Here is a 25,356-nt window from a genome sequence, read left to right on the forward strand (position 1 = left end):
CGATCCCCCCTGGGCGGCGCGGAGGCGGGAGGGCGCGAAGGCGCCGAACGGAGGTCAGGCCTCGAACGCGTCGATGATGGGGATGGTCGTCGTGGTCACCGGGAGCGAGACCGACAGACGGGTGCCGTCGTCGCGGCGGGCATCCTCGATGCCGCGCAGCGTCGGCCGCCCCGGCCGCACCGGGCCCTGGCCCGCGAGCAGCACCGACGCGGGCTCCCCCACCGCCGCGCGATGCGCCGCGCCGCGCACGGTGAACTCGACGGCATCGCCGTCGCGCACCTCGAGGTCGAGCTGGTTGCGCGTGATGGTGACCTGCAGCTGCGAGCCACGCCATTGCAGCGGGTACGACAGCTCGGGCCAGTCGACCGGCAGACGGGGGTCGAAGCTCAGCTCGCCGTCGTGATCGCGCATGCCGCCGAAGCCGCTGACGAGCGCGGTCCAGATCCCGCCCGCCGACGCGACGTGCACCCCGTCGGAGGCATTGTTGTGCAGGTCAGCCAGGTCGACGTACAGCGCCTGCTCGAAGTACTCGCGGGCGAGATCCTGATAGCCCACCTCGGCCGCCATGATCGACTGGACGACCGCCGACAGGGTCGAATCGCCCGTGGTCAGCGGGTCGTAGTAGTCGAAGTCGGCCAGCTTCTCCTCTTGGGTGAAGTGGTTGCCCTGAAGGAACAGCGCCAGCACCACATCGGCCTGCTTGAGCACCTGGAAGCGGTAGATCACCAGTGGGTGGTAGTGCAGCAGCAGCGGGCGCATCTCGGCCGGCGTCCCCTCGAGGTCCCATACCTCGCGCTCCAGGAAGAACGCGTCCTGCGGGTGGATGCCCAGCGCCTCGCTGTACGGGATGTGGATCGCCTCGGCCGCGCGCATCCAGGCATCCCGCTCACCGTCGTCGAGACCGGTGCGCTCGACCAGCGCCGCGTACGCGGCAGGGGCGTTCGCGGCCATCTCGCCGACGATGCGCGCCGCGAAGCGCAGGTTGTAGCGGGCCATCACGTTCGTGAACAGGTTGTCGTTGACGACCGTGGTGTACTCGTCCGGCCCGGTCACCCCGTGGATGTGGAACGTCGAGTCGCCGTTCGTGCCGCGCCAGAAGCCGAGCGTCGCCCACAGGCGCGCGGTCTCGACGGCGATGTCGGCGCCCTCCCGGCGCAGGAAGTCGAGGTCGCCGGTGGCGCGCACGTACTTGCCCAGCGCGAAGCTGACGTCGGCGTTGATGTGGTACTGCGCCGTGCCGGCAGCGTAATACGCCGAAGCCTCTTCGCCGTTGATCGTGCGCCACGGGAACAGCGCACCCGCCTCGTTCAGCTGAGCGGCGCGCCGGCGGGCGGCCGGAAGCATCATGACCCGCGAGCGCAGCGCGTTCTTGGCCCACTGCGGCGAGGTGTAGGTGAGGAAGGGCAGCACGTAGATCTCGGTGTCCCAGAAGTAGTGTCCGCTGTAGCCAGAGCCGGTCAGGCCCTTCGCAGCCACGCCGTTGCCATCGGCCCTCGAGGCGGCCTGCGCGAGCTGGAACAGGCACCAGCGGGTGGCCTGCTGCAGGTCGTCATGGCCGGCGATGCGCACGTCGGAGCGCTCCCAGAACGCGTCGAGCCATGCGCGCTGCGCGGCGAACAGGGCATCCACCCCCTCCACCCCGACACGGTCGAGGGAACGGCGGCAGCGGTCCACGAGCTCGCGGGGCGGGACGCCGCGCGAGCTGTGGTAGCTGACGATCTTGTCGATCCGGATCGGCACCCCGGCCTTCGCCTGGATCCGGAACACGTTCTTCGCGATATCGGGCTCGACGAGCGTGCGCGCGCTGTACTCGTTCTCGGTCTCGATGAGGTGATCGGCGACGACGGCGACCGTCATCCCCGAGTCCGAGACCCGGTACGACAGAGCCGAGCGCAGCCCGTCCTGCCAGTACTCCACCGGCTGCAGCACGCGCTCGGTGATCCTGTTGCTCTTGCGCGGGTCGAAGCCGGCCCCGCCGTCGCCCTTCGGCGCCATCGGATCGCCGGCGTAGATCCCCGCGCCATCCTGCCGGTTGATCATCTGGCAGCTGACCGTGACCGGCGCATCGGCGTTCTCGACCGTCAGCTCGAGACGGAGCACGGCGAGGTGGCGCTCTTCGAAGCTGACCATCCGCTCGTCGCGCATGCGCACGCGCTTGCCCGACGGCGTCACCCAGACGACGTCGCGCTGCAGCACCCCGGTGCGCATGTCGAGCGCTCGCGAGTACTCGTGCACCTCCATCTCGTCGAATGAGAGCGGCTCGTCGTCGATGTAGACGCGCATGATCTTGGCGTCGGGCGCGTTGACGATCGTCTGCCCGACCTCCGCGAACCCGTACGCCTGCTCGGCGTGGCGGATCGGCCAGGTCTCGTGCAGGCCGTTGATGAAGGTGCCGTGCTCGTGCGCCCCGCGCCCCTCGATGTGGTTGCCGCGCAGCCCCAGGTAGCCGTTTCCGACGGTGAACACGGTCTCCGACACCCCCTCCTCGTCGTATCGGGTCTCGATGAGACGCCAGGGGTCGACGGGGTAGCGGTCGCGATCGATCATGCTCTCTCCGAAAGCGTGTGAGGGGGTCAGTTCTGCGCGTCGTCGAGCAGACGGGCAAGATCATCGACGATACAGGTCGCACCCGCCGCGCGCAGAGCCGCGGCGCCCGCGCCGCGGTCGACGCCGACCACGTCGCCATATCCTGCGGCGGCCGCCGAGGAGACGCCGGACACGGCATCCTCGACGGCGATGGCCGCGGCGGGGTCGACCCCGAGCATCCGGGCGCCGTCGAGGAACATGTCGGGCGCGGGCTTGGATGCGAGGTGGTCGCGCTCGGCGACGAGCCCGTCGACGACGACGCGGAAGAAATCGCGGATGCCGGCGCTCGCGAGCACCTCCTCCGCGTTCTTCGAGCTCGACACGACCCCCATCGGCACACCGGCGTCGCGCAGGCTCTCGAGCAGCGCGAGCGAACCCGGATACGGGGCGATCCCCTCGCTGCGCAGCACGGCGATGAACGCGTCGTTCTTGCGGTTGCCGACGCCGCACACCGTCTCGGCCGCGGGCGGGTCGGTCACCTCTCCCCAGGGCAGCTCGACGTTGCGGCTGCGCAGCAGGCTGGCGACCCCGTCGTAGCGCTTCTTGCCGTCGACGTACGCGAAGTAGTCGTCGTCGGTGTAGGCCGGCTCGATTCCCCAACGGGCGAACACCTCGTCGAAGACCTTCTGCCAGGCGCGCATGTGCACCTCGGCGGTCGGCGTGAGCACACCGTCGAGGTCGAAGAGCACGCCGGTGGTGCGATGCAGATCGGGGAGAGCGTCAGACATGGAACCTCCTTGGTCGGACGGGCTCGTCCAGCCTAGTGAGAGAGCGGATCCCGAGAGCACGGCCTCAGATGACGGCCAGGGTCTGGCGGGCGATCTCGAGTTCCTCGTCGGTGGGGATGACGAGCACCTCCACGGCCGAGTCGTCCGACGAGATGCGACGGATACCGCGTCCGCGGGTCCCGTTGCGCTCCGCGTCGAGCTTCACGCCGAGGAATCCGAACGTGGCCAGCGCGTCGGCACGCACGTCGACGGCGTTCTCGCCGACGCCGGCGGTGAAGACGATGACATCGACCCCACCCAGCTGCGCGACGTACGCGCCCAGGTAGGCGCGCAGGCGGTGCACGTACACGTCGTAGGCCAGCGTCGCCGCTTCCTCGCCTGCCGCGCGTCCGGCGAGGATGTCGCGCATGTCGCTGCGTCCGGCGAGACCCAGCAGGCCGCTGCGCTTGTTGAGCAGCTCGTCCAGCTCGTCCGTGTCGAGTCCGGCCCGGCGGGACAGGTGGAACAGCGCTGCCGGGTCGATGTCGCCCGTGCGGGTGCCCATCACCAGGCCCTCGAGCGGGGTGAAGCCCATCGAGGTCTCGACCGAGCGGCCGCCGTCGACGGCCGTCATGGATGCCCCGTTGCCGAGGTGGAGCACGATCTGACGCAGCCGCGCGAGGTCGCGCCCGAGGAACGACGCGGCGGCCTCGGAGACGTACTTGTGGCTGGTGCCGTGGAACCCGTACCGGCGGATGCGGTGCTCGCGCGCGACGGCTGCATCGAGCGCGTAGGTGTACGCGGCGGGAGAGAGGGTCTGGTGGAACGCGGTGTCGAACACCGCCACGTGGGGCACGTCGCGGAACGCCGCGCGCGCGGCCCTGATACCGGCCAGGTTCGCCTGGTTGTGCAGCGGCGCGAGGACGCTGAGGTCTTCGATGTTGATCTCGACGAGCGAGGTGATCACTGTCGGCTCGAAGAACCGCGCTCCCCCGTGCACGACACGATGGCCGACCGCCATCGGCGGGTGGTCTGCGAGGTCTGGCCCGTGCTCGGCGAACTGGGCGAGCATGACGGCGAACGCCTCGTGGTGATCCGCGATGGGCCGCTCCTCCGAGTGGCGCACGTCGAGGATCGTCGGGACCGGCTCACCTGGTTCGGCGACGACGCGCGCCGTATGGCTGACGATGCCCGCGTCCTGACCGATGCGCTCGATGAGTCCACTGCCCAGCTCGACCTCGCGAGACGGATCGATGAGGCTGTACTTCAGCGACGAGGAGCCGCTGTTGATGACGAGCACGGATCCCCGGGACGCCCCGTCCCGTGCTGCGCGTGCGGCGGCAGTGCTCATGCCCGATCTCCCTGCGCCTGGATCGCCGTGATCGCGACCGTGTTCACGATGTCGTCGACGAGCGCGCCGCGCGACAAATCGTTGATCGGCTTGTTGAGGCCCTGCAGCACCGGGCCGATCGCGACGGCGCCGGCTGAGCGCTGCACAGCCTTGTACGTGTTGTTGCCGGTGTTGAGGTCGGGGAAGATGAACACCGTGGCGCGTCCGGCGACCTCCGAGCCCGGCAGCTTGGCCTTGGCCACGGCCGCATCGGCGGCGGCGTCGTACTGGATCGGCCCCTCGACCGGCAGCGAGGGCTCGCGCTCGCGCACCAGCGCGGTCGCCGCGCGCACCTTCTCGACGTCGGCGCCCGAGCCGGACTCGCCCGTCGAGTACGACAGCATCGCGACACGCGGATCTATGCCGAAGCGCCGTGCGGTCGCCGCGGACGAGATCGCGATGTCCGCCAGCTGGGCGCTCGTGGGATCCGGGATCACCGCGCAGTCGCCGTACACGAGCACCCGGTCGGCGAGCGCCATCAGGAAGACGCTCGAGACGACCTCGACACCGGGCTTGGTCTTGATGATCTCGAAGGAGGGACGGATGGTGTGCGCCGTCGTGTGAGCCGCTCCTGAGACCATCCCGTCGGCGAGTCCGAGGTGCACCATCATGGTTCCGAAGTACGACACATCGGTGACGGTGTCTGCGGCCTGCTGCTGCGTGACGCCCTTGTGCGCGCGCAGGCGCGCGTACTCTTCGGCGAAGCGCTGCACGAGCGTCGGGTCGGTCGGGCTGAGCACCTGCGCGGCCGAGATGTCGAGTCCGAGCGCGCCGGCGCGGGCGCGGATGCCAGCCTCATCACCGAGGATGGTGAGATCGGCCACCTCACGCGCGAGGAGGAGGGATGCAGCCCGCAGGATCCGGTCGTCGGAGCCCTCGGGCAGGACGATCCGCTTGCGCTCGCTGCGCGCGCGCTCGATCAGCCCGTACTGGAACATCAGCGGCGTGACGACGGTCGACTCCGCGAGCCCCATCTGCTCGGTCAGCTCGGAGATGTCGACGTGCTTCTGGAACAGCTCGAGCGCGGTCTGGTAGCGCTGCGCGGACTCGGGGCTCATCCGGCCGCGTGAGCCCATGATGCGCACCGCCGTGTCGAAGGTGCCGAGGTCGGTTGCGATGATCGGCACGAGCAGCTCGAATCCGTCGATGAGCTGCAGGATCTGCTCGGGCAGCTCGAACGGCCCGTTCAGCACGATGCCGGCGAGGTCGGGGAACGTGCCGGAGGCCGCGGCGAGCACCGTGGCGAGCAGCGTCTCGCTGCGGTCGGCTGCGATCACGACGACCGCACCTTCGGTCAGGCGCGGCAGCACGTTGACCATGGACATGCCCGCGATCACGATGCTGTACGCCTCGCGCTCGAGCAGCTCCTCGCCACCGCGCACGAGCCGCCCGTCGACGGCGCGCATGATCCCCCGCATCGAGGGGGCGACGAGGGAGCGCTCCTCGGGGATGGCCCAGACCGGGGTGCGCCCGTCGCCGACCAGCTCGATGATCTCGGCGAGCTGGTCGGGTTCGGCGCGGTTGACGACGAGGGCGAACAGCTCGGCGCGCTCGGCGGTGAGCTCGGCGATCGCGAGAGCGGCGAGCTGCTGCACCTGAGCGGGTGTGCGGGCGGTGGTGGTGCCCAGCTGCTCGGCCTGGTTCTGGCTGTCGCGCCCCGAGAGCACGAGCATCACCGGGACGCCGAGGTTGGCGGCGATCCTGGCGTTGTAGCCGAGTTCGGCCGGTCCTGCCACGTCGGTGTAGTCGCTGCCGACGACGATGACCGCGTCGCACTGCGCTTCGACGGCCTTGAAGCGGGCGACGATCGTGCCGAGAGCGGCGTCGGGGTCGTGGCGCACATCGTCGTAGGTGACGCCGACGCAGTCGTCGTGCTCGAGGTGCACGCCGTCATGCGCCAGCAGCAGCTCGAGCACGGCGTCGCGCTCCTCGGCTGAGCGGATGATCGGGCGGAAGACGCCGACGCGCGGCGAGACGCGCATCACCGCGTCGAGCACGCCGAGCGCGATCGTCGACTTGCCCGTGTGTCCTTCGGCAGACGTGATGTAGATGCTGCGTGCCACGTGACCAGCCTAGTGATCGGGCGGGGGCGCGACGGCCGGCCGCCGGCCTGCCGGCTCAGCGGCCTGTCGAAGGGCACGGCCCGGACAGGGCATCCACCACCGCCGCAGCGTCGTCGGCGAACCGGGCGTAGTGCTCGGGGTCGGAGTTGATCTGCACCCGGTTGATGGCCCTCGACGGCTCGAGGCTCTGCCAGTCGGGCACGCGTCTCAGGCGCGTGAAGAACATCGACGAGGCCGTGACCGGATCCATCCGCTCGGCGGTGCTGCCCCACCATTCCTGCTGCTGGAACAGCCCGATGCTCGTCGTGCGGCTGCCGTCGGGATTGACGACCCCCGAGGTCTCCCAGTCGCCGTGCTCGAGGTTGCGCAACGAGCTCTCGCCCATCGCCGCCATGACGCCGATGATCTGACCGTCGCGGGCGAATCCGAGTTCGCGCGCGGTGCGCACGACGGTCGCCGCGTTCTCGAGCTGCTCGCCGCGCCACCCGTTCACTCCGAAGGCGGGGTACGCCTCCGGCTGATCGAGGCAGTAGCCCTCGGCGCGGGGTGCGGTGATGAGGGCGATCAGGGCCAGCACCCCGGATGCCACGAGCGCGACTGCGGCGGTGACCGCGGCGACCCTGATCCGCTGCCGACGCCGTGCCCGCGCCCTCGACCCGGCCGCCCGGCGGCCGCGGCGAGCGCTCACGATCGCACGCGCGGGCGCGGGGCGCGCGCGGGGCGTCGCGCGGCCAGCGCGGCGATGCCGCCGCCGACAGCCCCGAACAGGTGCGCCTGCCACGACACCCCTGCACCGGCGCCGAAGATGCCGGTGAGCACCGTGGTGCCGTACAGCACGATGACGATGAGTGCTATCGCGGCGTAGGCGATGCGGTGCGACACACGGCCGGGGGCGAATACGCGCAGCACGGTGTATCCGAAGTATCCGAACACGAGCACGGATGCGCCGACGGTGAGCGTGCCCGGGGCGTTGAGCAGCCAGGTGCCCGCCCCGCCCACCACGGCGATGATCCCCGTCACGGCCCAGAAGCGTCTCGCGCCCTCCACCGCCACCAGACAGCCGAGAACGAGCAGCGGCAGCGAATTGCTGGTCAGATGCGCCCAGCCGGCGTGCAGCAGCGGGCCGAGCACGAGCCCGGGAAGACTCGCGGGATCCCAGGAGCGCAGTCCCCATCCGGTGAACGACCCCGGCAGCACGGCATCGAGCAGCTGGATCGCCCACATCACCGCGAGCAGCGCCGCCGGCGCGAGAAAGCGACCAGCTGAAGAGGGGCGCGGGGCGGGAGCGGCGGGAGCGGTCACAGGTCGATCCTCGCAGGGCATCCGGTGAGAGAGCCGAGGATCCGGCCGAAGCCGACGCCCCCAGGGCATCGCTCGAGGAAAGAGAAGACTCTCCGCGCACCCGACAGAGCCCGGTTGCCCTTGCTACGTTTCCGTCCTGGGGGAATTGGCCTGGATGCCGTCACGCGGAGAGCCGTCCATCAGTCTACCCGAACGTCGGCCGATGCTCGGACAGCACGGCCGCATGCCTAGGCTCGCATCGATGCACGATCGTCGCGTGACCGGGCATGCGCGCTCCGAGGCTGCGTCCGCACCCTCGGACGGCGTTACGATCATCACACGCACCGCCGCGCACGAGAGGGCCCGCATGCACGAGAACGCATCGCTGACTGCTGAGCAGTTCACCCAGCACACATCGCGCATCGTCGCCTCGGTCTCGTCGGTCATCGACGGCAAGGCGGATGCCGTGCGCAACGCTCTCGTCTGCCTGCTGGCCGAGGGGCATCTGCTCATCGAGGACGTGCCGGGCGTGGGCAAGACGATGCTCGCGCGCGCACTGGCCGCCAGCGTGGACGCGACCGTGCGCCGCATCCAGTTCACCCCCGACCTGCTGCCCGGCGACGTCACCGGCGTGGCGGTGTACGACCCGGTGGAGCGGGAGTTCGAGTTCAAGCGCGGGGCGATCTTCGCGCACATCGTCATCGCCGACGAGATCAACCGCGCCTCACCGAAGACCCAGTCGGCGCTGCTCGAGGCGATGGAGGAGCATCAGGTCACCGTCGACGGTGCCACTCATCCGCTGCCGAACCCTTTCCTCGTGGTGGCCACGCAGAACCCGCTCGAGATGGAGGGCACCTACCCGCTGCCCGAGGCGCAGCGCGACCGGTTCATGATGCGCATCTCGATGGGGTATCCGGATGCCGCGGCCGAGACGCTCATGCTGCGCCAGCGCGACACCGCCAACCCGCTCTCGGCGATCGCCCCCGTCGCGGACGCCGCGACGGTGCGCGGGCTGATCGCCTGGGCGCGCCGCGTGCACGTCGCCGAGTCGCTCGAGGAGTACGCCGTCGCGCTGGCGCAGGCCACGCGGCAGGATCCGAGTCTGCATCTGGGGGCGAGCCCCAGGGCGACCCTGCAGCTGGTGCGTGCCGCCAAGGTCGTGGCCGCACTCGACGGCCGCGAATACGTCGTGCCCGACGATCTGGCCGATCTGGTGATCCCCGTCTTCGCGCACCGCCTGCTGGCCGCGCGCGGAGTGCACCGCGCGGGTGCGCAGCCGGTCGAGGCGGCTCTGCGCCAGATCGTCTCGCGGGTGCCGGTGCCGTTCGCCGCACGCGTCTGAGCACCCCATGCGCACCCGTCCGCTCACCGCGCGAGGAGCAGCGTGCCTGCTGCTGGGGGTGATGCTGTGCATCGCCGCGAGCGTGCTCGCCGCCCGCGCCCTGCTGTACGTCGGGGTGCTGCTCATCGTGCTGCCTCTCATCGCGCTGCTCGCCGTGCGCGCACCGCGGCGGCGCGGCGAGGTGTGGCGGCAGATCTCCACCGATCTGCTCGCCGTGGGCGAGACGTCGAAGGTCACCGTGCGCTTCGAGCTGTACTCTCCCGGCATCCCGCACGGGCGCTGGGCCGACACGCTCCCCGAGGCCGTGCGCGGCGACGCATCCGGCGAGTATCCCGACGAGACGCGGCTGCTGCACTACGACCTCGAGGGGGTGCGCCGGGGCACGGCGACCCTCGGCCCGCTGCTGCTGCGCACCGTCGATCCGTTCGGTCTCGCGCAGCGCGTGCAGGCTTTCGGCGACACGCGGATGATCACGGTCGTGCCGCAGGTGCTCGCGCTCGCCCCGCTGCCGACCAAGGTCGGAGCCGCGGGCGGCGCCGCGCAGACCCGCTCGACGCGGCTGGGGCAGGGAGCCGACAACCTGATTCCGCGCGCGTACCTCTCGGGCGATTCCCGGCGGCGCATCCACTGGCGTGCCACCGCGCACCGCGGAACGCTGATGGTGCGCCAGGAGGAGGAAGAGGCGAGTCCGGATGCCGTCGTGGTGCTCGACCGCGCGGCGTCGCGCTGGGCGCACCGCGGCGATGCGGTCGATCCCGACTTCGAGGCGGCGGTATCGCTGTGCGCATCGGTCGCGCTGCGCTTCGTGCAGGACGGCTACAGCGTCGACGTGTTCGACAGCGCGGGGTCGCTGCTGGGCGCTCTGCGCGGCCACGAGGACGACCGCGACGGTCTGATGGTGGCGCTGGCGACCGTGACGCCGCGGGGCGAGGCACGGGATCTGCGCGCCATCGTGGGCGGCACGCCACCGGGCCCTCTGGTGCTGATCACCGGGATCATCGATGCGGAGGACGCGGCGCACCTGAGCACGGCGGGCGCCTCGGCGCCGATGCTGATAGCCGCGGGCGCGCGTCCCGAGGCCTTGACCGTCGCCGCCGACCGGGGCTGGAACGTCGCCGCGCTGCACGCGTCGGCGGACCCGGCGGATGCGTGGGAGGCCGCCATGCCCCGAGTGAAGGCGCCCCGTGGCTGAGCCCACCGACACCCCGCCCGCACCCGCGATCGCCCGGCCGGGGATCGCCGGGCCCGGCGTGCTCGCCGCGGTGTCCACCCTCGTCGCGATGTGGCCGTATACCGGGGTGATCGCCCCGGGAGCGTGGACGTTCGCGGTCGTGATGACCATCGCCGCGACCGCCGCGTCTGGGATGGCGGGAAGACTCCTGTTCCGACGACTGCGCGAGGGCATCCGGTCTCTGGCTGCTCTGCTGCTGCAGCTGATCGCGCTCGCCCTGGTGCTCACCAGCCTGCTGGCGAGCGAGGCGGCCGAATTCGGGATCGTGCCCACCGCCGCGAGCGTCGAACTGACCGGGCTGCGCCTGCAGCGCGCGGTGGACGAGATAGCGAACGGCGTCGCCCCGATCGACTCGACGGTCTCGATGACCACGGCGATGGGCCTGGCGTTCGCCCTGGTCGCCCTGTTCGTCGACCACCTGCTGGCGCACCGGCTGGTCGTGCTCACCGCGCTGTTCACATCGATCGTCGGCACGGTGCCCTCGCTGGTGACCTTCGGCTCGGTCGATCCGGTGTGGTTCGTGGTGCAGGCGGTCATGATCCTGGTGGTGCTGCGCTTCGGCGCCCGTCACGATCGCGGCGCGACCCGCCACTCGCCGTTCGTCGCCGCCGGGCTCATCGGCGCAGCGGCGATCGCAGCCACCCTTCTCGTCTCCCCCGCTCTGCCGCTGAGCGTCGCCGCCGGCGGGAACGGGCAGGTGTCGACGGTGAACGCCGATCTGCGCCTGGGCGACGACCTGCGTCGCCCGAATGAGACCAGGGCGCTGACGGTCGTGACCTCGGCCGCGGCGCCGCCGTACCTGCGACTGGCGACCCTGTCGAGGTTCGACGGCGAGGTGTGGCGTCCTGACCGCTCCGACCGGAACCCCGTGGAAGACGGTTTCGGCGCGCGCCCGTGGACCGATGACATCGAGACGGTCGAGCATGAGGTCTCGATCCGGGTCGTCGGGATCTCGAGCTCCCGGCTGCCCGTGCCGTACGCCGCCGAAGAGGTCAGCGGACTGCCGCGCGGATGGCAGGCGATGCCGCTGAACCGCACCGTGATCAGCGCGACGCAGGATGCCGCAGGCGCCGACTACACCGTGCAGATGGCCACCCCCGCACCGAGCCTCGAGCAGATCCGGGCGAGTTCCGCCGGCGGCGCAGAGCTCGTCTCGATGCCCGCCGACGATCTCCCCGAGAGCATCGGCGAGCTCGCACGAGAGGTCACGAGCGGCGCCGACACCGATTACGACCGGCTGCTCGCTCTGCAGAGCTGGTTCCGCTCGGAGTTCGAGTACTCCCTCGACGCCCCCGTCGAAGACGGCTTCGACGGCACGGGCGCCGATGCCGTGGCGACCTTCCTCGACGTGCGCAGCGGGTACTGCATCCACTTCGCCGGCGCCTTCGCCCTGATGGCGCAGACGCTCGACATGCCCGTGCGCATCGTCGTCGGCTACCTGCCGGGAACAGCGACCGATGAGAAACGGGGCGAGCAGCGCGTGTACTCCGTCACGAGCGACAAGCTGCACTCGTGGCCCGAGGTGCACTTCCGCGGCATCGGCTGGGTGCCGTTCGAGCCGACCGCGACGCTCGGGACGCCGACCGACTTCGTCCCCGGGGCCGCAGCGGGCGGTGACGGCGACGCGGAGGTGCCGACCGCGTCCGCCGCACCGACGGCGGCGCCGTCGGTCGCCCCCACGGGCGGGCCCGACCGGAGCGACGAAGACCCCGGGTCCGGCGCCGACGGTGCGCTGCGGCAGCTCGACCCGACGCCGGTGCTGCTGATCGTCGCCGGCATCCTGATGGTGCTGCTGCTGCCGGGCATCGCTCGCGCGCTGCGCCGGATGCGGCGGATGCGCGCGGCGGCGGCAGGCGACGCCATCGCGGCGTGGCGGGAGGTCGCCGACACCATGGCCGACCTGCGGCTGCCGCTGCATGCGGCCGAGACCGCGCGCGTCCGCGCGCAGTCCCTCGTCGCGTCGCGCAGCGTGGACGCTGCCGCGCTCAGCGACCTGGTGGCTGCCGTCGAGCGCCGCAGCTACGCCGAGCGCGCCCCTGCGGGCGGGGAGCTCGATGCGTCGCTGCGCCGGGTGATCGGCGACCTGGAGGTCAGCGTCGGCGGACGGCGCCGACTGCTCGCCCGGCTGCTGCCCGCATCTCTGCTGCGACGGTGAACGGGTGCAGACGTGAACGGGTTCAGGAGGTGAACGCCGGCGCGTGCTCCGCACACGGCACGGCGTCGCAGTCGGCGCAGACGACGAACTGGCGACGACACGACCTGTCCGGGCAGTTCGCGGTGCGGCTGGTCGCCGCGCCGCACCCGGCGCACGTGCCGATGACGGCGGCGTGGTCGCTGAAGTCGACGGATCCGCGCTTGTCGAAGACGTAGAGCGACCCCTCCCACAGGCCATCGTCGCCGAACCTCTCGCCGTAGCGGACGATGCCGCCGTCGAGCTGATACACCTCGCCGAAACCGCGCGAGACCATCAGGCTCGACAGCACCTCGCAGCGGATCCCGCCGGTGCAGTAGGTGACGACCGGTCTGCCCTTGAGGTCGTCGTAGGCTCCCTCGTCGAGCAGGCGGACGAAGTCGCGAGTGGTGTCGGTGTCGGGCACGACGGCGTTCCTGAACCTGCCGATCTCGGCCTCGAGCGCGTTGCGACCGTCGAAGAAGACGACCTCGTCGCCGCGCTCGGCGACCAGCGTGTGCAGCTGCTCGGGGTCGAGTCTGGCACCGCCGCCCACCACTCCGCGCTGATCGACCCGCAGCTCGTCGGGTGCGCCGAACGAGACGATCTCGCCGCGCACCTTCACGCTCAGCTTGGGGAAGTCGGTGCTGAAGCCGTCGGCGTCGATCGCCGTGCCCTCGCTCCACTTGACGTCGGCGTCGGCGAACGCCGGATGCTCGCGGAAGCGGCGAACCCATTTCTTCACCGCGGGCAGATCGCCCCCCAGAGTGCCGTTTATGCCGTGCTCGGAGATGATGATGCGTCCGCGCAGCGCGAGCGACTCGCAGAGGTCGCGCTGCCAGAGGCGGATCGCCTGCGGGTCCGCCAGGGGCGCGAACGCGTAGAACAGCACGATCTTCGGAGTGGGCACCAGGAGATTCTACGGAAAAGCCCCGACGGCCCGCACTTCGTGCGGACCCTCGGGGCTCTGGCGGTGACGGCGGGATTCGAACCCGCGGTTGCTTGCACAACACACGCTTTCCAAGCGTGCTCCTTCGGCCGCTCGGACACGTCACCAGGAAACAACTTGTCCATCCTATCCGATCGCGCGCGCCGCCTCGGACCAGCGTGGAACCGATCAGTCGAAGCGCACGCCGTACATGGTGGTGTCGGCGGCCGACTCCAGCCTGTGCATGCCGAGACGCTCATAGAAGGCGCCGGCCCCCGTGTTGGCGGGGTTCATGCCGAGGTGCAGCCCGGGCACTCCCCGGTTCTTCAGCTCGACGAAGAGGGTCTCGATCAGCCGGCGTCCGAGCCCCTGACCCTGCGTCTCGGGCAGCAGGTCGATGTGGAGGTGGGCGGGGTATTCCGCTGCGTGCTTCTCGTTGCCGGGGGCGCGACGGCTGGCGTAGCCGATGATCCCGTCCTCCCGGGTGGGCTCGGCGGCACCCGAGAGCGGGTACGAGCCCTGCCTCGACGGCCACCACTCCTCACGGAACCACCGCTCGAACGCATCCGTGTCGTCGGTCGCGACGATGTACCCGACGGTGCGGCCGTCGGCCGACTCGACGACCCAGGCGAGGTCCGGATGCCGCACCACGTACGGCACGGCGAAGACATCGCCCCACAGGCGGTCGTCGGCGAAGATGCCGGTCGCGTCGCCCCCGGCATCCGCCGTCTTCACGCAGATGTCGTAGAGCGCGTCGCGATCGGCATCACGGTACGGACGGATCCTCGTCACGGTGGCTCCTCGTCATGGGCGCTGTGGTCGGCGCCCAGCCTAGCGACGCCCAGCTCAGCACGAACGCCCCCACGAGCAGCGCGGCGGACGCACCGACCAGGGCTCCGCCGAGGGTGTCTGTGATCCAGTGCACGGCCAGGAGCGTGCGCGAGAGCGCCATCGCCACGACCCACGCCGCTCCCACGATCGCCACCCACACGCGCGGGAAGACGAGCCAGAGGACCATGGCGATGGTCGCGGCGTTGGAGGTATGCCCGGAGGGGAATGATCCGAAGTCCGAAGTGACCAGCATGTCGTCCGGGCGCGCTCTGGCGAAGATCTCCTTGAGCAGCTGAGTGAGCCCGGCACTCACCACGAACGCGATCGCCGCGAAGACCGCTCCCCGCCATCGGCGCAGCAGCACGAGCAGCAGCACGACCAGCAGCGGCACGAGGATGATGGCCACCCATCCCCCACCGATCCAGTTCAGCAGATAGGCGGCCGACAGCATCCACTCCTGACGCACCTGCGACATGAGGTCGTTCCAGAACACGTCGAGCCCGATGGTCGCACCTCGAGGAAGCAGAACGACGAGCACTCCGAGAAGCGCGGCCAGGGTGAGTGTCGCGCTTCCGGCGATCAGCAGCGTTCGTCTTCTCATCAGCCCATTCTGCCCCGAGAGCGCGCTAATCTTCGGCTATGAGCGCCGATCCCTTCATGCTTCTCGGCGGTTCGGCCGCCGATCTCGTCCACGCGCATGCCGTCGAACCCGGCCGGGTGCGCCCGCACCGCGTGCTCGACGGCGACGGGTTCAAGATCCGGATGCTGACGATGGACGCCGGCACGACCATGCGCGAGCATCGCGCGCCCGTACCGATCCTCGTGCAGGTCGTCGCGGGTGCCATCCGATTCCGGGTGGCGGAGACGGAGCACGTGCTCTCCCCCGGCGGTACGATCACCGTCACCGCCGGGGTGCTGCACGAGCTCGAGGCCGAGCAGCCGTCGCACGTCCTGCTGGTGCTGCTCGGCTGAGACCGCCTGGCGATCAGCCCTTCGTCGCGCCGGCCAGCAGGCCGCGCACGAAGAACCGCTGCAGGGCGAAGAACACGATCAGCGGCACGATGATCGAGATGAACGTTCCGGCCGACTGCAGGAACCAGCGGTTGCCCCAGGTGCCGGACAGCGAGTTCAGCGCCTGGGTGATCGGCAGCGCGCCGGGCGACGCGAAGATCGTCGCGACCAGCAGGTCGTTCCACACCCAGAGGAACTGGAAGATGCCGAACGAGGCGATGGCGGGCATCGCCAGGGGCAGGATGATCCGGAAGAACACCTGTCCGTGACCCGCCCCGTCGACGCGTGCGGCCTCGACGATGTCACCCGGGATCTCGGCGATGAAGTTGTGCAGCATGAACGTCGCGAGCGGCAGAGCGAAGATCGCGTGCGCGATCCACACGCGAGCGAAGCTGAACTCGACGTCGTTGAGCGTGAGCCCGGGGAAGACCATCACGTCGTTGATGGTGAGCCCCTCCGAGAACAGGCTCAGCAGCGGCACGAGGGCCATCTGCAACGGCACGATCTGCAGCGCGAAGACGAACACGAACAGCAGGTTGCGGCCCTTGAAGTCGATCCAGGCGAACGCATAGGCCGCGAGCGCGGCGATCACGATCGGGAACACGGTCGCGGGGATGGTGATCGCCAGCGAGTTGATGAACGCCGTGGCGAGCGTGGTCGACGTGCCGCCGGCCGTGAGCGCCTCCGCGTAGTTCTCGAGCGTGAACTCGGGGTTGGTGAAGGCGGTCCACCACCCGGTGGACTGGGTGTCGGCGCCAGGGCGGAACGAGGTGACGAAGAGACCGAAGGTCGGGATGGTCCAGAACACCGCGATGATCACCGCGGCGATCGTGGCGCCCTTCGACGTCAGCTTCTTGTGGGCGATCGCCTCGTTGCGGCGAGTGTCGCGGGCGACCTGCCGCTTGGTGCGCGTGTCGCGGACGACGGCTTCTGTGACGGTCATCAGCGGATCTCCCTCTGCTTGGTCAGCGACCGGGCGTTGTAGATGATCAGGGGCAGCACGAAGATGAACAGCACCACGGCGAGTGCCGACGAGTGCCCGTAGCTCTGGAAGCGCTGCTGCTGGTTGACCATCTCGAAGCCGAGCACGGTGGTGTTGTCACGACCGCCGGTCATGACGGCGACGATGTCGTAGACCTTCAGCGACATGATCGTGATCGTCGTGAGCACGACGATCAGCGAGGAGCGGATGCCGGGAACGGTGACGTTCCAGAACCGCTGCCAGGCGTTCGTGCCGTCGAGCTCGGCCGCCTCGAGCTGCTCGGCAGGGACGGCCTTGATCGCGGCCGAGAGGATCACCATCGCAAAGCCGGTCTGCGTCCAGATGAACACGATCAGCAGCATGAACGTGTTGATCAGCGGCTCGACGGCCAGCCAGTTCACCGGGTCGCCGCCGAACATCGTGACGATCGCGTTCAGCAGGCCGAGCTGGTCGCCCTGCCGGTAGTCGTACATGAACTTCCAGATGATGCCCGCGCCGACGAACGAGATGGCGACCGGCATGAAGACCAGGACCTTCAGCACCTTCTCACCGCGGGCGCGGTCGATGAAGACCGCGTAGGCGAGTCCGAAGGCCACCGAGATCGTGGGGGCCAGAAGCGCCCAGATCAGGGTGTTGATCACCGACCACGTTCCGACCGGGTTGGTGAACACCCAGATGTAGTTCTCGAGCCCCACGAACTCCTCGCCCCTCTTGTCGAAGAACGACTTCACGAAGGTCGCGATCGCGGGGTAGATCAGGCCGAGCAGCAGCATGATCGCCGCGGGGGCCATGAACAGGACGAGCTGGAAGAGGTAGCCCGCGCCCTGGCGCGAACGGTAGTCGGCGAAGAACAGCAGGGCGCCCGAGAGCAGCGCGATCGCGACGACGTAGAGCACCGCGTTCGAGTAGGGGCGCAGCAGCAGCAGCGCCAGCACGGGGATGACGAGGCACGCCACCAGCCGCATGATGAAGTACCCCTTGCCGGGACGCGGCGCGAACTCGATCAGCACGAGCACGATGCCCACGACGAGCCCGAAGACGAGCAGCACGGCGGGGATCTGGACGAGCGGGTGCAGTCCGCCCAGCCAGAGGAAGAAGTTGTTCAGCGAGACCGGGCCGAGGGCGATGCGGGCCGGGTCTTCGACCGGTGCCGAAATGATGAGCAGGAACAGCACCGCGGCGATGGCGACGAAACCTGCGACGACCGCGATCCGCGTGAGTCGACGCCCCTTGGCATCCACCCCATGCGTGGTCTTCGGCAGCTCCGCCGTGTCTTTGTCGTCGACTGTCAGCAGTGACATGGGATCCCCTTCTGAGTAAGGATGCGGGGTCGGGCATCGCTGCCCGACCCCGCTTTGACCAGCGGACTTGCGCTCAGACCGGCGCGAGCGACTAGTTCTCGTAACCTGCCTGGATGTCGCTCAGCACCTGCTCGGTGTCCTTGCCGTCCACCCAGTCGACCATGCCCTTCCAGAACGAGCCCGAGCCGACCGTCGACGGCATGAGGTCGGACGCGTCGAAGCGGAAGACGGTGGAGTCATCCTGCAGGATGCCCATGGCCTCCTGAAGGAACTCGCTGCTCGCGAGGCTCGCGTCGGCGTTCTTGTTCGCCGAGATCACGCCGCCCAGCTCGACGCGTGCGTCAGCGAACTCGGGCGATGCCATGAACTCGAGCACCTTCACCGTCGCGGCGTCGTCGTTGAAGGCCGCGACGAACTCGCCGCCACCCTCGACCTGCAGCTCGCCCTCGGTGATGCCGGGGGTGATGAAGGCGTAGACGTCGCCCTCCGGGCCGACCTCGGGGGTCTCACCGGCGGCGTTCTTCACATCGAGGAAGTTGGCCGAGAGGAACGAGGCCTGGTGCGTCAGCGCGCAGCTGCCGTCGGCGACCTTGGCCGCGACGTCGGCGAACGCGGTCGAGTTGATGCTCTTGACCTCACCGAAGCCAGCGTTCACGTAGTCGGGGTTGAGGATGATCGAGCCGACGGCGTCGAACGCCTCCTTGATCTCCGGGTCGGTGAACTTCACATCTCCCGCCACCCAGTCGTCGTAGACCTCAGGACCGGACTGACGAAGGACGAGGTCCTCGATCCAGTCGGTGCCAGGCCAGCCGGAGGCTTCACCCGAGGCGAATCCGGCACACCAGGGCGCCTGTCCCGACTTCTCCTTGATGGTGTCGGTAAGGGCGATCAGCTCGTCCCAGGTCTTGGGGATCTCGACGCCCCACTCCTTGAACTTCGCGGGCGAGTACCAGATGTAGCCCTTCAGATTCGCGAGCATCGGCGCCGCGTAGAACGTGTCGTCGAACGTGCCGTAGGCCTTCCAGTCCTTCGACCAGTTCTCGTCCACGGCCTTCGAGACGCTCTCGGGCGCCTCGGCGACCTTGCCGGTCTCGACGAGGGTCTTGAGCAGACCCGGCTGCGGGACGATGGCGATGTCGGGTGCATCGCCACCGGCCACCTTGGTGACGATGTTGCCCTCGAAGCTCTTGTCGCCGGTGTATTCGACCTTGATCCCGGTGTCCTTCTCGAAGGCCGCGAAGCTCTCGTTGAGGTCGTCGGCCTCGGTTCCGGTGATGCCACCGGAGATGCGGACTGTCTTGCCTTCCACGTTGCCGTCGTCGCCGCCTCCCGATGAAGGCTCCGCGCATCCGGTCAGCGCAAGTGCGGTCGCGCCGACCAGGGCGAGGGGAGCAAGCAGGCGGTATCGCTGTGACAGAGCCATGTGTTTTCTCCTCTTCCAGGGTGTTCCGGCCCTCGGTCGGCGGAGAGCCCGCAGCGTTGAGGAACCGATTCCAGGACAACCTACTTGCCCTGAGCGCCCCGGCACAATGCCACGCTGAGCTGATCGCACAACCGTTGTGCAGACGTGATCACTCGTTTGGGAGCGCTCCCAGAGCATAGCGCGTGGAACCGGTTCCCTCCCACGCCCGGCCGCCGGTATTCTGACGTGGCCGACTCGAGGAGCCCCATGAGCACGATCGCCGACGTCGCCGCACGAGCCGGCGTCTCCAAGGCCACGGCCAGTCGTGCGCTGAGCGGCGGCGGATACGTCTCGGCCGGTACGCGTGAGCGTGTGCGGGATGCCGCGCGCGAGCTGCACTACGTCGCCCACTCCTCGGCGACCACTCTCGCCACCGGGCGGTCGCTGTCGGTCGGCGTGATCATGCCTGCCCTGGACCGCTGGTTCTTCGCGGAGCTGCTCTCGGGCATCCAGGAGGGGCTGCTGGAAGCCGGGCAGGACCTGGTGCTCTACGGAACACGGGACGGCTCGGACGAGCGCGCGCGCCTCTTCTCGGATGTGCTCCCCCGCCGCCGACTCGACGGGATCATCGCCGTGGGCATCCAGCCGAGCACCCACGAGCTGTCGCGGCTGGTGCGGGTCGGGTCGCCGCTGGTGAGCGTCGGGGCCTATCACGAGGAGAACAGCTCGGTCTCGATCGACGACGAGGCCGCCGCGCGCATCGCGACGGAGCACCTCATCGACCTCGGACACCGCGACATCGCTTTCCTCGGCGGCCGTGTGGATGCCGCAGACCACGCCTACGGCGACGAGCAGCGCCTGCGCGGCTACCGGGCGGCCATGACCGCCGCATCGCTGCAGTCGGCCGTGCGGCACGCGCCCGGCGACTCGACGACGCCTGGCGGCTACGAAGCGGGCGTGCGCATGCTGGGCGACCGCCAGAGCCGCCCGACCGCGTTCGTCGCGGTGTGCGATGAAGCCGCGATCGGCGGCATCATCGCCGCCAGACGTCTCGGGCTCTCTGTGCCGGCGGAACTGAGCGTGGTAGGCATCGACGACCACGCGCACGCCGAGATGTTCTCGCTGACGACTGTGCGACAGCAGCCCCGGATGCAGGGGCTCGCCGCGGTCGAGCTGCTGCTGCGCAGGATGGATGCCCCCGACGCGCCGGCCGAGCAGCTCGCCGTGCCGTCGGAGCTGGTCGTGCGCTCGTCGACCGCGGTGCCGCGCCCCTGACCCGGCGTCGGCGCGGGCCGGCGGCGGCAGGTGCTGCTCGCCGGCATGCAGGAAGGCCCCCGGCGCGAGCCGAGGGCCTTCTGTACGCGGTGAGGCGTGATTACTTGAGGGTGACCGTGGCGCCGGCGGCCTCCAGGGCCTCCTTCGCCTTCTCGGCGGTCTCCTTGTTGGCGCCCTCGAGGACGGCCTTCGGAGCACCGTCGACGACGGCCTTGGCCTCGCCGAGGCCCAGCGAGGTGAGCTCGCGGACGGTCTTGATGACCTGGATCTTCTTGTCGCCGGCAGCCTCGAGGATGACGTCGAACGAGTCCTTCTCCTCCTCGGCCTCAGCAGCGCCAGCGCCACCGGCTGCGCCGGCAACGGCGACCGGAGCGGCCGCGGTGACGTCGAACTTCTCCTCGAACGCCTTCACGAAATCGCTGAGCTCGACGAGGGTGAGGCCTGCGAACTGCTCCAGCAGCTCCTCAGTGGAAAGCTTCGCCATGATGTTTTCTCCTAGATAAAGGTGTGGTTTGGGTGGGGAGATCGCCGGACGCTCACGCGGCCTCTGCGGTCTCCAGCTTTTCGCGAAGCGCGTCGATGGTGGCGGCAGCCTTGCCCATCGTCGCCTTCATCATGCCCGCTGCCTTCGCCAGCAGAACCTCACGGCTCTCGAGCGAGGCGTACTTGTTGACCTCGTCGGCGTCGAGGGCCTTGCCCTCGAAGACGCCACCCTTGATCACGAGAAGCGGGTTGGCCTTGGCGAAGTCCCGCAGAGCCTTGGCAGTGGCGACGAAGTCACCGTGCACGAACGCCACAGCCGAGGGACCCTTGAGGTCCTCGTCGAGCGACGTGATCCCCGCGTTGTTCGCGGCGATCTTGGTCAGCGTGTTCTTCACCACGGCGTACTCCGCGTCCTGACGGATGTTGCCGCGCAGCTCCTTGAGCTGGGCAACCGTCAGACCGCGGTACTCGGTCAGCAGGACGGCGTTCGAGTTCTCGAAAGACTTCGTGAGCTCGGCAACCGTTGCATCCTTCTGCGCCATGGTCACTCCTTACGTGTACGGACGCCACGCGGATGCGGGACGTCGACCTCGACCGCCCCACGACATGAGAAAAGCCCCGGCGCAAGCGCACGGAGCTTCGAGAAGTATTCGCACACCTGCGCGGGCCCCTGCTGAGCAGTGCTTCGATCGTCACGTTCGCACACGACGATGACCGGCGGTCTTCGGTTATCACTCACTCTACGGCATCCGCGCATCTCCCCCAAATCGGTGCACGCGGGCAGTTCTCCCCATCGACGGGTCCGATCGCCTTCGCTAGCGTGAACAGGCGACACGCACCCGCGAGGGGCACGGGCCGAGAGAGGACACATCGTGGCAGACGTCAGCCTGGATTACACCGCCATGGAAGCCAGCATCCGCGCCTACAAGAGCATGCGATCGATGCTCGACGGAGCCACGAGCGCACTCGGCTCGGCGTCGAGCGGCGCTGTGCCGCAGGATGAGCTGCGCGAGCGACTGCACGAGCTGCACGATGCGTGGGGCGGCGGGCTCGACAAACTCGCCCGCTTCTCGGAAGACGCGCACGGGGGGCTCAGCTCGGTTCTCGAGGCGTTCCGCAGCTTCGACGCGGAGGTCGCGGCCAACATGGATGAGGGGAAGCGGTGATGAGCGCGTTCCCCGCACTCGGATTCGACCCGGCCCCCGGGGATCTGTCTCTGCTCGAAGGCTTCGTCGACAATCTCAGCTCCGGCGCCGATGGCGTGGACGATGCGCTCACTGTGCTGGATGGCGCGGATGAGACGACGTGGAGCGGTCTCGCCGCCGACGCGTTCCGTGCGAACCAGTCCGAGGAGTTCCGTCCCCGGCTCGTCGACTCAGGACGCGCCTTGCGCTCGTCCCACACGACGCTGTCGACCTGGGTGAGCGAGCTGGCCGAGTTCCAGCGCCGGGCGCGGGTCCTGGAAGACGACGCCGCCGAGGCGCGCGCTGCGGTGAACCGGAGCGAAGGCGCCCGTGAGGACGCCGACTCCACCGCCGACGGCGCCACGCCGGATCCGGACGCCGTCCGCGACGCCGAGCGTGCCCTCTCGCTGGCCCAGGGCGATCTGGCGTCGATCCTCGCGGAAGCCCGCCGCCTGCAGGAGGCTGTGTCGCAGCGCGCCGCAGAGATCGCGCGCCTGCTCGAATCCGCACGCGACGAGATCGGCCAGTATGCGGGCAACTGGTTCTCCAACACCTGGGACGACGCGGTGGATCTCGCCGACAAGTTCATGGAGTACGTCGTCCCGATTCTCGAGGACATCCTCCGAGCTGCGCTGCCGATCATCAGCCTGCTGTCGTTCGTGTTCCCGGCGCTCGCACCGATCGCGCTGGGCATCTCCGTCGCCCTGGTCGTCATCGACGGCCTGCAGGCCCTGACGGGCCGCGGCACCTGGGGCGATTTCGCCGTCGGGGTGGCCGGACTGGCACTGGGATTCGCCGCGTCGGGCCTGAGCGGTGTGCTCGGGAACGGCGCCAGTGTGCTGCGGATCAACATCCCCACGATCGGACCTGGCCTCGCCACCGCCGGCGGCGGGGCTATGACCGGCGGCGTGGTGACGGTCGCGTCGCTGTCCATCAGCACGGGCGCGCTCGCCGGCAACACCTACTGGGCGGCGACGACCGCGAACGACATGTACTCGGGTGGCAAGGACTTCCTCGAGAGCATCAGCGGCCCATGGACGAATCTCGTCGAACGCGGAAGGAACCTGGTTGCGGGCGAAGGACCGCGCACGGATGAGGAGCGATGGTGACGACCCACACCAGTGCCCCCGAGCGCGATGTCGTATGGCAGCGCCTCCCACAGGGTTGGATCGAGCTGCGGGCGTTCGGCGATCAGACGCCGGCGCAGTGGTGGCAGCGCTACCTCGCATCCGGAGAAGGGTGGCTGACGGAGGAGGCACGCGACGCTCTCACCGCCGGGTTCCACCGCGGCGTGGCCATGTTCTCCGGTTCGTCGTTCGACTTCGCAGGCATGCACCTCGACGTGGGCGACCGTCCCGCCGTATGGTTCCTGTCGACTCAGGTCGTCCGGGCCGAGAAAGACGTCGTGCGCGACGCCGATCGCTCGCTCGCCTATCTGGCCGCGGCCAAGCTGGGTGCAGCAGGCTCGAGCACCTCGTTCACGGCATCCGACGGGCGCACCGGGCTGATCGCCTTCGGCACCGTCGGCACGCCGACGCAGGGCATCGTCGCAGTGGGAGAGCTGTCGCTCCCCGGCGATCGCGGCATCGCTCTGGTGACCGGGATGACCTCCGATCCTCACCGTCATCAGGATCTGCTGATCCGGGTGGCGTACGCGCTCGACACCACGCTGCTGCTGCCCCCTGGGCAGACCCCGCCTGAACCCGAGGCGACAGAATAGGGCCATGGCGTTCCACCTCATCCGCGCAGAGTCCCGCCCCTATCTGAGCCCCGACCCAGAGGCTGCGGGAGAGCGATCCAGGGCCCAGCGCGCAGTGGAGGTGCTGGGAGCCGACTACCTGCGCTGGTCCCGCATCGGGTTCGGGCTGCTCGCGTTCGTCGGCTCTGTCGTCGGCGCGTCGGGCTCGAGTGCCGTCATCGACGCCTTTAGCGGCGACCGGTCGCCGGTGGTCAGCGCGTTCGCCGGCGTCACCGGCCTCGCTCTTCTCGCCGTGCTCGGCCTGAGCCTGTGGATGCTGATCGCACTGGGCCTCTCCGGTCGTCGGCTCGTCCGATCGCTCGCGGCGTGGCTGGCGGGCCCTTACCGCTCCGGCCGGCTCGCGCCGTCGTGGGCCGGCTGGCTGCACACACGACTTCTCATGTTCCGGCCTGGCGCCTTCGTCCGCATCGCCGCCGCCTCGTGCGCGGCACTGTTCGGGGCGTACGCGACCTACGCGTTCTTCGAGACCGTCGCGGCGCCCTCAGCCAACCTCGTGATGTACGGACTCTGGGCGATCATCGGGTTCGTCTCGTCCGTCGTGCTGTTCTCCGGCAGCATCCGGCTGATCAGCGGCCGCGCCGAGGCCGACCGAGTATGGCGCACCGTGCGCGACACCGCATTGCGCTGACGCGTTGCGATTCGGTGTCGTCCGCGTCCTCCTCGCGATCGGGCCCGCCGGCGTGCACGGCGTGTGGGGCCCGACGGACCACCGCGCCGCGGGTACTCTCATAAGGTGACTCCCGAACTCCAAGCGCGCATGCTCGCGGATTCTCGCGACCGGGTCGCATGGCTTCGCGCGCGGGCCCGCGGGATCACCGCCACCGACGTGGCCGGTCTCTCCGGGGAGGCGTCGATCGCGCGCGCTGCGGATGCCAAGCTCGGCGCCGGCCCTCGGTTCGGCGGCAACGCGTACACCGATCACGGACGCCGTCGGGAACCGGAGATCGCGGCGTGGGTGGCGGCGACCCACGGCATCCTGCCCTCGTCGGCCCTGTTCCACGCGGAGATCGAGAAGCGCCACCTGGCGACGCCGGACGGCATCTGCGTGGACGGCGACGGGCGCGTGCTGCTCGCCGAGATCAAGACCACGAACAAGTCGTGGCGCACCATCCCCCGCACCTACCTGCGGCAGGTCTGGTGGCAGCAGCACGTGCTCGGCGCCGAGCGCACGCTGTTCGTGTGGGAGGAGCATGACGACTTCAATCCGATCCACGACGAACCGCGCTCCGTGTGGATCGACCGCGACGAGAAGGAGATCGGTCAGCTCATCGCCCTTGCGACGCGCTTGATCGACGAGCTCTACCGTCGCACCACGGGTCAGGCGCCGCCGACCCGCGCGCCGCTTGCTCCGAGCCGCCGCTCGGCGCTTCGCGAGCGCGACATGTTCCGCGCTCTGGCCCTCTCGGAGTGACCGCGGCGCTGACGCTGTC

24 protein-coding genes, 1 tRNA gene and 1 other RNA gene are annotated in these 25,356 nt (G+C 69.5%); 10 read left to right on the plus strand and 16 right to left on the minus strand.

Going from position 1 to position 25,356, the window contains the following annotated elements:
- Positions 1-54: 54 nt before the first annotated feature.
- From V2S05_RS07025 to ffs, 7 genes are all read right to left on the minus strand, one after another.
- Positions 55-2,547 carry a glycoside hydrolase family 65 protein gene (locus V2S05_RS07025; RefSeq protein WP_413634540.1) on the minus strand — a complete coding sequence of 831 codons (2,493 nt, stop codon included), beginning with the start codon at positions 2,545-2,547 and terminating at the stop codon, positions 55-57.
- A 26-nt stretch (positions 2,548-2,573) separates the two neighbouring features.
- Positions 2,574-3,314 carry an HAD family hydrolase gene (locus V2S05_RS07030; RefSeq protein ID WP_271639585.1) on the minus strand — a complete coding sequence of 247 codons (741 nt, stop codon included), beginning with the start codon at positions 3,312-3,314 and terminating at the stop codon, positions 2,574-2,576.
- A gap of 64 nt (positions 3,315-3,378) precedes the next feature.
- A complete protein-coding gene (locus V2S05_RS07035; protein ID WP_413634541.1) occupies positions 3,379-4,644 on the minus strand; it encodes an acetate/propionate family kinase in 1,266 nt (421 codons plus the stop codon).
- Positions 4,641-6,746, minus strand: coding sequence for a phosphate acetyltransferase (gene pta, locus V2S05_RS07040; protein WP_413634542.1), 2,106 nt, complete (start codon positions 6,744-6,746; stop codon positions 4,641-4,643). Before pta ends, V2S05_RS07035 begins: the two co-directional genes overlap by 4 nt.
- A 55-nt stretch (positions 6,747-6,801) precedes the next feature.
- Positions 6,802-7,434 carry a hypothetical protein gene (locus tag V2S05_RS07045; RefSeq protein WP_413634543.1) on the minus strand — a complete coding sequence of 211 codons (633 nt, stop codon included), beginning with the start codon at positions 7,432-7,434 and terminating at the stop codon, positions 6,802-6,804.
- The gene (locus V2S05_RS07050; protein ID WP_413634544.1) at positions 7,431-8,048 is read right to left on the minus strand and encodes a rhomboid family intramembrane serine protease; all 618 of its coding nucleotides are present in this window, start codon (positions 8,046-8,048) and stop codon (positions 7,431-7,433) included. Before V2S05_RS07050 ends, V2S05_RS07045 begins: the two co-directional genes overlap by 4 nt.
- Before the next feature lie 80 nt (positions 8,049-8,128).
- Positions 8,129-8,225, minus strand: an RNA gene (gene ffs / locus V2S05_RS07055) — signal recognition particle sRNA small type.
- Between the two features lie 169 nt (positions 8,226-8,394).
- Between ffs and V2S05_RS07060 the strand changes: the two genes are divergently transcribed.
- Genes V2S05_RS07060 through V2S05_RS07070 form a run of 3 tightly spaced genes read left to right on the plus strand, consistent with a single transcriptional unit; the run spans position 8,395 to position 12,755 of the window.
- A complete protein-coding gene (locus V2S05_RS07060; protein ID WP_271639580.1) occupies positions 8,395-9,369 on the plus strand; it encodes an AAA family ATPase in 975 nt (324 codons plus the stop codon).
- A gap of 7 nt (positions 9,370-9,376) precedes the next feature.
- A complete protein-coding gene (locus V2S05_RS07065) occupies positions 9,377-10,561 on the plus strand; it encodes a DUF58 domain-containing protein (RefSeq protein WP_413634545.1) in 1,185 nt (394 codons plus the stop codon).
- Positions 10,554-12,755 carry a DUF3488 and DUF4129 domain-containing transglutaminase family protein gene (locus V2S05_RS07070; RefSeq protein ID WP_413634546.1) on the plus strand — a complete coding sequence of 734 codons (2,202 nt, stop codon included), beginning with the start codon at positions 10,554-10,556 and terminating at the stop codon, positions 12,753-12,755. The genes V2S05_RS07065 and V2S05_RS07070 overlap by 8 nt, the downstream gene beginning before the upstream one ends.
- A 22-nt stretch (positions 12,756-12,777) precedes the next feature.
- On the opposite strand, the gene V2S05_RS07075 is transcribed toward V2S05_RS07070, so the two are convergent.
- The 4 genes from V2S05_RS07075 to V2S05_RS07090 all read right to left on the minus strand — a co-directional run bounded on the left by V2S05_RS07075 (position 12,778) and on the right by V2S05_RS07090 (position 15,130).
- On the minus strand, positions 12,778-13,680 hold the full coding sequence (locus V2S05_RS07075) for a rhodanese-related sulfurtransferase (protein WP_413634547.1): 903 nt from the start codon (positions 13,678-13,680) through the stop codon (positions 12,778-12,780).
- Positions 13,681-13,738: 58 nt separating this feature from the next.
- Positions 13,739-13,826: transfer RNA gene (locus V2S05_RS07080), tRNA-Ser, on the minus strand.
- A gap of 61 nt (positions 13,827-13,887) precedes the next feature.
- A complete protein-coding gene (locus V2S05_RS07085; RefSeq protein WP_413634548.1) occupies positions 13,888-14,490 on the minus strand; it encodes a GNAT family N-acetyltransferase in 603 nt (200 codons plus the stop codon).
- The gene (locus tag V2S05_RS07090) at positions 14,465-15,130 is read right to left on the minus strand and encodes a phosphatase PAP2 family protein (protein ID WP_413634549.1); all 666 of its coding nucleotides are present in this window, start codon (positions 15,128-15,130) and stop codon (positions 14,465-14,467) included. Before V2S05_RS07090 ends, V2S05_RS07085 begins: the two co-directional genes overlap by 26 nt.
- A gap of 38 nt (positions 15,131-15,168) precedes the next feature.
- Between V2S05_RS07090 and V2S05_RS07095 the strand changes: the two genes are divergently transcribed.
- Positions 15,169-15,501, plus strand: coding sequence for a cupin domain-containing protein (locus V2S05_RS07095; RefSeq protein WP_271639574.1), 333 nt, complete (start codon positions 15,169-15,171; stop codon positions 15,499-15,501).
- 13 nt (positions 15,502-15,514) lie between these two features.
- Here the strand turns inward: V2S05_RS07095 and V2S05_RS07100 are convergent, their stop codons facing one another.
- The 3 genes from V2S05_RS07100 to V2S05_RS07110 form a co-directional block, all read right to left on the minus strand.
- Positions 15,515-16,483 (minus strand): carbohydrate ABC transporter permease, encoded by a 969-nt coding sequence (locus V2S05_RS07100; protein ID WP_413634550.1) that lies wholly within the window; start codon positions 16,481-16,483, stop codon positions 15,515-15,517.
- A complete protein-coding gene (locus V2S05_RS07105; RefSeq protein ID WP_271639572.1) occupies positions 16,483-17,823 on the minus strand; it encodes a carbohydrate ABC transporter permease in 1,341 nt (446 codons plus the stop codon). The genes V2S05_RS07100 and V2S05_RS07105 overlap by 1 nt, the downstream gene beginning before the upstream one ends.
- A 91-nt stretch (positions 17,824-17,914) precedes the next feature.
- Positions 17,915-19,246, minus strand: a complete 1,332-nt coding sequence (locus V2S05_RS07110; RefSeq protein ID WP_413634551.1) for an ABC transporter substrate-binding protein — start codon at positions 19,244-19,246, stop codon at positions 17,915-17,917.
- 246 nt (positions 19,247-19,492) lie between these two features.
- Between V2S05_RS07110 and V2S05_RS07115 the strand changes: the two genes are divergently transcribed.
- Complete coding sequence (locus tag V2S05_RS07115) at positions 19,493-20,500, plus strand: LacI family DNA-binding transcriptional regulator (RefSeq protein ID WP_413634552.1); 1,008 nt, start codon at positions 19,493-19,495, stop codon at positions 20,498-20,500.
- A 100-nt stretch (positions 20,501-20,600) separates the two neighbouring features.
- Here V2S05_RS07115 and rplL read toward each other — a convergent pair whose 3' ends face one another.
- On the minus strand, positions 20,601-20,984 hold the full coding sequence (gene rplL / locus V2S05_RS07120; protein WP_204974404.1) for a 50S ribosomal protein L7/L12: 384 nt from the start codon (positions 20,982-20,984) through the stop codon (positions 20,601-20,603).
- Between the two features lie 52 nt (positions 20,985-21,036).
- The gene (gene rplJ / locus V2S05_RS07125) at positions 21,037-21,525 is read right to left on the minus strand and encodes a 50S ribosomal protein L10 (RefSeq protein WP_204974405.1); all 489 of its coding nucleotides are present in this window, start codon (positions 21,523-21,525) and stop codon (positions 21,037-21,039) included.
- A gap of 330 nt (positions 21,526-21,855) precedes the next feature.
- On the opposite strand from rplJ, the gene V2S05_RS07130 reads away from it, so the two are divergent.
- From V2S05_RS07130 to V2S05_RS07150, 5 genes are all read left to right on the plus strand, one after another.
- The gene (locus tag V2S05_RS07130) at positions 21,856-22,149 is read left to right on the plus strand and encodes a hypothetical protein (protein ID WP_271639567.1); all 294 of its coding nucleotides are present in this window, start codon (positions 21,856-21,858) and stop codon (positions 22,147-22,149) included.
- On the plus strand, positions 22,149-23,276 hold the full coding sequence (locus V2S05_RS07135) for a hypothetical protein (protein ID WP_413634553.1): 1,128 nt from the start codon (positions 22,149-22,151) through the stop codon (positions 23,274-23,276). Before V2S05_RS07130 ends, V2S05_RS07135 begins: the two co-directional genes overlap by 1 nt.
- Positions 23,273-23,887, plus strand: coding sequence for a hypothetical protein (locus tag V2S05_RS07140; protein WP_413634554.1), 615 nt, complete (start codon positions 23,273-23,275; stop codon positions 23,885-23,887). The genes V2S05_RS07135 and V2S05_RS07140 overlap by 4 nt, the downstream gene beginning before the upstream one ends.
- Positions 23,888-23,891: 4 nt before the next feature.
- Entirely contained in the window at positions 23,892-24,554 is a 663-nt protein-coding gene (locus V2S05_RS07145; protein WP_413634555.1) for a hypothetical protein, read from the plus strand.
- A 105-nt stretch (positions 24,555-24,659) separates the two neighbouring features.
- Positions 24,660-25,337, plus strand: coding sequence for a YqaJ viral recombinase family protein (locus V2S05_RS07150; protein ID WP_271639563.1), 678 nt, complete (start codon positions 24,660-24,662; stop codon positions 25,335-25,337).
- Positions 25,338-25,356 lie beyond the last annotated feature (19 nt).

The sequence above is a fragment of the Microbacterium sp. OR16 genome, assembly GCF_047306725.1.
Taxonomy (GTDB): domain Bacteria; phylum Actinomycetota; class Actinomycetes; order Actinomycetales; family Microbacteriaceae; genus Microbacterium.